We start from the raw sequence: 7,255 nt of genomic DNA, 5'->3' as shown, positions 1-7,255 counted from the left end.
TGAACGGAAATCCATAGTCAGAGGTGGCTCACTTCTCGATGGAAATGCCGGCTCACTTCTGAGTGAAAATCAACAGGTATGGTTCTTGCGGTCATGCGCGGCAGGATCAAGCAAGGCCGTTACTGCGACGGCTGCGATGTCACGGGCATCTACCCAGGCGATCGACGCGCCGGCAGATGGCATGGGCAGTTGTCGTCCCTGCCGGATGGCGTCGAGATAGAAGCGCGGATCGGTCAGGTCCTGCTGGAACCAATTCGGCCGCAGGATGGTCCAGCTTTGCGCCGCACCTTCGACCGCCCGTTCCACCCGCCGTACCCAGTCGCCATCGGGCAGCCTGTCGGCGCCCTGTTCGGACAAGAGGACGATGTGACTGCCCGGAGCCAGCGCGATCAGGGAGGCGATGAGGAAATCTGCCTCGGGCAGATCGGGGCGCATCAGATAGATCGCGTCCACCCCATCGACAGCCGCAGGCCAGCTTTGCGGATCGGACCAGTCGAACCGCACTGGCTGGACATTCGCCGCCCCTGTCAGGGTCCCGGGTTGCGATGCGCCGGCGCGCAGGGTGATGCCAGAGGTGGCGGCAAGCAGTCGGACGACCTCGCGCCCCGTCTTGCCCCGCGCGCCCGTTACCAGGATCGTTCGCTTCATCTTCATTCTCCTTTGCCTTCTTCAGGTTGGATCACAAGGCCGGTTGCCGTTTCGCGACCCGATGTGGTCGCCGAGAATCGCTCGGCATCGCACCTGATTAATTATCCGATTGGATATTTTCAAGACCGATACGGCGGAGAAGCTTGCGACCCGAGGCCTGCCTGCGATCACCTACAAGCCCCAAAAACGCACGAAATTATCATATATCTCATTGAATAGCCTGACGAAAACTCACCCATGCACCCAACTCTCGCCGGCTTCGCTCATCAAGATTGACAGGTTCGAGAAAGTAAGTTATTTATTCGTTTGACTAATTATAAAACCAAAATGCAGGAGTCACAGATGACCCCCATCCGCATCGGGCAGATCGTGCCCTCTTCGAACATCACCATGGAAACCGAGATCCCGGCGCTCTTGAGGGCGCGGGAGCTGGTGGCGCCCGAGCGGTTCACCTTCCACTCGTCGCGGATGCGGATGAAACATGTGACCAAGGACGAGCTGGCCAAGATGGATGCCGACAGCGACCGCTGCGCGCTGGAACTGTCGGACGCGCGGGTCGATGTGATGGGCTATGCCTGCCTCGTCGCCATCATGTCGATGGGGCTGGGCTACCACCGCCGCTCGCAGGAACGGCTTGGGCAAGTGACCCGCGACAATGACGCCGAAGCGCCGGTGGTGACCTCGGCCGGGGCGCTGATCGAAGGCCTGCAGGCGATGGGCGCCAAGAAGATCGCCGTCGTAGCACCCTACATGAAGCCGCTGACCGAGATGGTGGTGAACTATATCCGCAATGAAGGCTTCGAGGTGGTCGATTACCGCGCGCTCGAGATCCAGGACAACCTGGCCGTCGCCGCCCATGACCCGATGAACCTGCCGGCCATCGTCGCCGGGATGAACACCGCCGAGGCCGATGTCATCGTGCTGTCGGCCTGCGTGCAGATGCCCTCGCTGCCGGCCGTCACCACGGTCGAGGCGCAGACCGGCAAGCCGGTGCTGACCGCCGCCGTGGCGACGACCTGGCAGATGCTGAACGCGCTGAACCTGCCGACCCGGGTGCCGGGGGGCGGTGCGCTGCTCTCGGGCGCGTATTGAGGGGGCGGCGATGGCACGCGGCTATAACCTCCACGCCAATGGCATCCGCCAGCACCTGATCCACTACCCGGGGCCGGGCCCGCAGCTGCTGCTGATCCCCGGCATCACCTCGCCGGCTATCACCTGGGGCTTCGTAGCCGAGCGCCTAGCCGAACGTTTCGACGTGCATGTGCTCGATGTGCGCGGGCGCGGACTCGGCCAGGGCGGCGATCTGGACTATACGCTCGACGCGATGGCACGCGACGCCATCGCGCTGGCCCAAGGCATGGACCAGCCGATCCTGCTCGGTCATTCCATGGGCGCACGCATCGCCATCCGCGCCAATGCGCTGGACCCGGCACCCTTCGGTGGCTTCCTGCTGGTCGATCCGCCGATGTCGGGGCCGAACCGGCGGGCCTATCCCTCGCAATGGCCGTGGTATGGCGACTCGATCCGCATGGCCGAGCGCGGCTGTTCCGCCGAGGACATGCGTGCCTTCTGCCCAAGCTGGAGCGAGGAGCAGCTGCAACTGCGGGCCGAATGGCTGCACACATGCAACTGGGGCGCCATCCGCATCGCCTTTGACGGCTTTCACACCGACGACATCCATGCCGACATCCCGAAGATCTCGAAGCCCGCGCGGCTGGTGATCGCCGGCGGCGCCACCGTCGTCGATGCCGCCGACCAGGCCGAGATCGCGGCGCTGAACCCCGGCATCGAGCAGCGCATCGTCGAGAAGGCGGGGCACATGATCCCCTGGGACAACCTGCCGGGCTTTCTCGATGCCGTCATGGATTTCACCACCGAACCGAAGGGGGCCTGAGCATGGACCACACGAGCTTTACCGAGATCTGCCTGCATCAGCTGAAGATGTCGGGCGTGCACGAGGGCGAGAAGCTGATCGTGCTGACCCAAGGCGCCGACCGTCTGGACTATGCCGATGCCTTCATGGCGGCGGGCCAGCGTCTTGGCGCGAAGATGTATCACATGCGCCTGCCCGCACCGCTGCCAAGCGATGGCTGGGCCGTGGGCGTCACCGGGCTGGCCTCGATGCCCGAGGCGGTCGAGGCGCTGAAGAATTGCGACATGCTGATCGACTGCGTCTTCCTGCTGTTCTCGCCCGAGCAATTCGCCATCCAGGCCGCCGGCACCCGCATCCTGACCGCGGTCGAACCGCCGGAACTGCTGGCCCGGATGCTGCCCTACCCGGAACTGCGCGAGAAGGTCGAGATCGCGGCGGGCATCCTCGACAAGGCCAAGGTCATGCGCATCACCTCGCCCCACGGCACCGATGTGACCTACAAGCTCAACACCTATCCGACCGTGCCGGAATATGCCTGCACCGACACGCCCGGTCGTTGGGACCACTGGCCCTCGGGCTTCGTCTTCACCGGCGGCGATGATGACGGCGTCGACGGCACCATCGTCGTGGCGCCGGGCGATATCCTGCTGCCGCAGAACATCATGACCCGCGAGCCGATCACCTACACGATCGAGAAGGGCTGGATCACCGATATCCGTGGCGGGCTCGAGGCGCAGATCGTCAGGTCCTACATGGACAGCTTCAACGACAAGCGCGGTTTCGGCATGAGCCATGTCGGCTGGGGCATGAACCCCAATGCCAAGTGGCACAATTTCGTGCCGGGCGATTTCCCCGGCGGCATGGGCATGGAGCCGCGCAGCTTCTATGGCAACGTCATGTTCTCGACCGGCCCGAACAACGAACTGGGCGGCCCGAATGACACCGCCTGCCATCTCGATATCCCGATGCGCAATTGCTCGCTGTTTCTCGATGACGAGGCCATCGTCATCGATGGCGACATCGTGGTGAAAGAGATCCAGCTGGCGCGCAACTGAGCCGCAGATGCCTTGCCCCGCCGATCAGCCGTCGGCGGGGTTTTCCATTGAACGGGGATGAATATGTCTCAGGAACAGGTCTACAAGGATGCCGGCTTCGGCGCGCCGGTGCTGCGCGGCCGGCACCCGGCCATCGTCGTGGTCGATTTCAGCTATGGCTTCACCGACCGGAAATACCCGACCGCTTCGGACGCGACCGCGCAGATGGCGGCGACGCGGAAGCTGACCGACCTGGCCCGCGCCAAGGGCTATCCGGTGATCTACACCACCATCGCCTATCACCCGGGCGAGCTGGGCAAGCTGGCCTGGCTGAAGAAGGCCACCGGCATGGCGGCGCTGGTCGAGGGCTCGCGGCTGGTCGAAATCGACGCGGCGACCGGCATCCAGCCCGAGGATGTGGTGCTGGTCAAGAAGGGCGCCTCGGCCTTTGCCGGCACCCAGCTCTCGGCGCTCTTGACCGGGGCCGGGGTCGATACGCTGATCGTCACCGGCGCCACCACCTCGGGCTGCGTCCGCGCCACCTGCGTCGATGCCGTCACCTCGGGCTTCACCGTCCTCGTGCCCGCCGATTGCTGCGCCGACCGGGCGCAGGCCCCGCACGACGCCAATCTCTACGACATCGCGCAGAAATACGGCGATGTCACCGACAGCGAAGATCTGCTGCGCTGGCTTGCAGGCCTCGGCGAAAAGTCCCGGAAAAGCTGTGCGTCCGCGCCAATTCCTGAACGTTGAGCAATTTCAACACCCAGCAATTTTTGATCGATCCTGACATTTCTCGTATCTTTATTATTCAATTGATGAAATAATGAATCGGAGGAGATGAGTCGCCGTCATGACACCCGGCGACCAGGGGGAAGGGCAACATGATCGAGATCGACAACCTCACAAAGACCTATGGCGCCGGCCCGCAGGCCTATCAGGCCCTGCGAGGCGTGACCGCGACGGTGCGCGCCAACGAATTCTTCACCCTGCTCGGCCCCTCGGGCTGCGGCAAGACCACGCTTCTGCGGATGATCGCGGGGTTTGAGACGCCGACCTCGGGCAAGCTGCTGCTGGACGGGCAGGACGTATCGGCCAGCCCGCCCTATCGCCGGCCGGTGAACACTGTGTTCCAAAGCTATGCCCTGTTCCCGCACATGACCTGCGCCGAGAATATCGGCTTCGGTCTCAAGATGCTGGGCAAGCCCAAGGCAGAGATCACCCGAACGGTCGGCGAGATGCTGGATCTCGTGCAGATGACGCCGATGGCGAACCGTCGTCCCAGTCAACTGTCGGGCGGACAGCAACAGCGGATCGCGCTGGCCCGCGCGCTGGCGCCGAAGCCTAAGGTCCTGCTGCTGGACGAGCCGCTGTCGGCGCTGGACTACAAGCTGCGCAAGGACATGCAGATCGAACTGAAGCGCATCCAGAAGGATACCGGCATCACCTTCGTCTTCGTCACCCATGACCAGGAGGAAGCCCTGACCATGTCCGACCGGATTGCGATCATGAATGCCGGCACCATCCGCCAGATCGGCAGCCCGCGCGACATCTACGATCAACCGGCCGAGCGTTTCGTGGCCGATTTCATCGGCGAGACGAATTTCCTGACTGTCGGGCTTCTGGGTGTCGCAGGGCAGACGGCGCGGGTTGCGCTGCCCTCGGGCCGGGAACTGGACCTGCGCGCGCCAGGCGAGCTTCCCAAGGGTCCACAGGTCACCATGGCCATCCGCCCGGAACATCTGGAGCTGGTGGCAGCCGATGCTGGGCAGCTGTCCGGACGGCTGAGCAATATCGTCTATTTCGGCACCGACACGCATTTCCACGTCGATCTGGGCGAGGGTGGCGCGCTGGTGGTGCGGTCGCAGAACAAGCCCGACCAAATGCCGCGACTGACCGCCGGCGAGGCGGTCGGGATCAGCGTGCTGCCGGGCACCGGACAGGTGCTGAGGGATTGACCATGGCCACCCGCCCCAAGCCCCCCGCCGTTGACGGCGCGCGCGCAGCCCTGCTGACGCCGGCGCTTCTGATCGTGACCCTCGGCGCGCTGGCGCCGGTGCTGGTCATCGCGCTCTATTCGATCCTGACGCCGGGCGATTATGGCGGCGTCAGCTGGACAGTGTCCTTTCAGAACTGGCTGAACGTCATTGCCGAGCGGGATTTCCTGACCGACGAGATGACCCTTGCCGCGGCTCATCTGGAGATCTTCTGGCGCTCGGTGAAGCTGGCCTTCCTGACCACGCTGCTGACCTTCATCTTTGGTTTTCCGGCCGCCTATTTCATCGCAACACGCCCGCCCCATCGCCGCGACCTATGGCTGATGCTGATCATGCTGCCCTTCTGGACGAACCTGCTGATCCGCATTTTCGCGGTGATGCAACTGATCCGCAATGACGGCATCATCAATAACCTGCTGCTGTCCATCGGCGCCATCGAGGCACCGATCCAGATGCTCTACACGGAATTCGCCGTGCTGGTAGGGATGACCTATCTCTATCTGCCGCTGATGGTGCTGCCGATCTATGCCTCGATGGAGCGTTTCGACTTCTCGCTGGCCGAGGCCGGGTATGATCTCTACGCTCCGCGCCTGCGCGTGTTGCAACAGGTCATCCTGCCGGCGATCAAGCCGGGGATCATCGCGGGATCGATCCTCGTCTTCATCCCCAGCCTTGGCGATTACGTCGTGGCCCGCGTGCTGGGCGGTGGCAAGCAGCTGATGCTGGGCAACCTGATCGGCATGCAATTCGGAGAGTTGCGCAACTGGCCACTTGGTGCCGCGCTGTCGCTGACACTGCTGGCGATCGTGGCGGTGGCAATGGTCATCTATGTCCGCACCGCCGGCGCTGAGGAGGAACCCCATGGCTGACCGCAAGCGCTTCGATGTCAGGGCCCTGCCCGGACTCTCCTTCATGGCGGGATCGTGTTTTGTGCTGCTTTACCTGCCGATCCTTCTGGTGGTGATCTATTCCTTCAACGCCGGCAACACGGTGTCGATCTGGGAAGGCTTTTCCTGGCGCTGGTATCAGGCCGCCTGGAACAATGCCGCCGTGCAGGAGGCCACTTTGCGCTCGCTGATGGTGGCCAGCATTGCCTCGGTTCTGGCGACGGCGGCGGCGGTTCTGGCCGCGCTGGCGACCACGCGCAGCCGCGGCTTTCGCGGGCGCGGGATTGTTCTGGGGCTGATCAACCAGCCGCTGATGGTGCCCGAGATCGTGACCGCTGTCGGGTTGCTGATCGTCTTCTCGATGATCAAGGTGGCGACCGGCTATCAGGGCATCGGATATGTGATCCTGGCCCATGCCAGCTTCTGTACCCCCTTCGCGTTCATGTCGATCCGGGCGCGGTTGCAGGGCATGGACCTGAGCCTCGAGAATGCTGGGGCCGATCTTTACGGCACGCCGGTCCGCATCTTTCGCCATGTGACCCTGCCCCAGCTTTGGCCCGGCATCCTGTCCGGCTGGATGCTGGCCTTCGTCATCAGCCTCGACAACGTGGTCATCACCGAATTCGTCAAATCCGCGGGTCAGGATACGCTGCCAACCTACATGCTGGGCCAGCTGCGCCGCAAGATCACGCCCGAGATCAACGCCATCTCGACCGTGCTGCTGCTGATCTCGATCGCGCTGGTCATCACTGCCTATCTTGCGGGCCGCAAGCGCGCCTGATCCGGCCATCACGAGAATGGGCCACACCAACTTAT

Annotated in this window: 8 protein-coding genes; 7 read left to right on the top strand and 1 reads right to left on the bottom strand. The window is 63.6% G+C overall.

Annotated features, from left to right (window positions below; translation table 11 throughout):
- Nucleotides 1–69: 69 nt before the first annotated feature.
- Nucleotides 70–648, bottom strand: a complete 579-nt coding sequence (locus Q1A36_RS19490) for an NAD(P)H-binding protein (RefSeq protein ID WP_299847548.1) — start codon at nt 646–648, stop codon at nt 70–72.
- 390 nt (nt 649–1,038) lie between these two features.
- Here Q1A36_RS19490 and Q1A36_RS19485 point away from each other — a divergent pair, with 390 nt between their 5' ends.
- The 7 genes from Q1A36_RS19485 to Q1A36_RS19455 all read left to right on the top strand — a co-directional run bounded on the left by Q1A36_RS19485 (nt 1,039) and on the right by Q1A36_RS19455 (nt 7,220).
- A complete protein-coding gene (locus Q1A36_RS19485; RefSeq protein WP_299847552.1) occupies nt 1,039–1,740 on the top strand; it encodes an Asp/Glu racemase in 702 nt (233 codons plus the stop codon).
- 10 nt (nt 1,741–1,750) lie between these two features.
- Entirely contained in the window at nt 1,751–2,542 is a 792-nt protein-coding gene (locus Q1A36_RS19480; protein ID WP_299847546.1) for an alpha/beta hydrolase, read from the top strand.
- A gap of 2 nt (nt 2,543–2,544) precedes the next feature.
- Entirely contained in the window at nt 2,545–3,576 is a 1,032-nt protein-coding gene (locus tag Q1A36_RS19475; RefSeq protein ID WP_299847544.1) for a leucyl aminopeptidase, read from the top strand.
- Nucleotides 3,577–3,639: 63 nt separating this feature from the next.
- On the top strand, nt 3,640–4,308 hold the full coding sequence (locus Q1A36_RS19470) for an isochorismatase family protein (protein WP_299847542.1): 669 nt from the start codon (nt 3,640–3,642) through the stop codon (nt 4,306–4,308).
- Between the two features lie 131 nt (nt 4,309–4,439).
- A complete protein-coding gene (locus Q1A36_RS19465) occupies nt 4,440–5,513 on the top strand; it encodes an ABC transporter ATP-binding protein (RefSeq protein ID WP_299847540.1) in 1,074 nt (357 codons plus the stop codon).
- A gap of 2 nt (nt 5,514–5,515) precedes the next feature.
- On the top strand, nt 5,516–6,421 hold the full coding sequence (locus Q1A36_RS19460) for an ABC transporter permease (protein ID WP_299847538.1): 906 nt from the start codon (nt 5,516–5,518) through the stop codon (nt 6,419–6,421).
- A complete protein-coding gene (locus tag Q1A36_RS19455) occupies nt 6,414–7,220 on the top strand; it encodes an ABC transporter permease (protein ID WP_299847536.1) in 807 nt (268 codons plus the stop codon). The genes Q1A36_RS19460 and Q1A36_RS19455 overlap by 8 nt, the downstream gene beginning before the upstream one ends.
- Nucleotides 7,221–7,255: the final 35 nt, after the last annotated feature.

Source organism: uncultured Paracoccus sp., assembly GCF_947487305.1.
Classification (GTDB): Bacteria; Pseudomonadota; Alphaproteobacteria; order Rhodobacterales; family Rhodobacteraceae; genus Paracoccus.
Note: the sequence above shows the minus strand (reverse complement) of the source record. Positions and strands in the feature narration are given on the sequence as shown.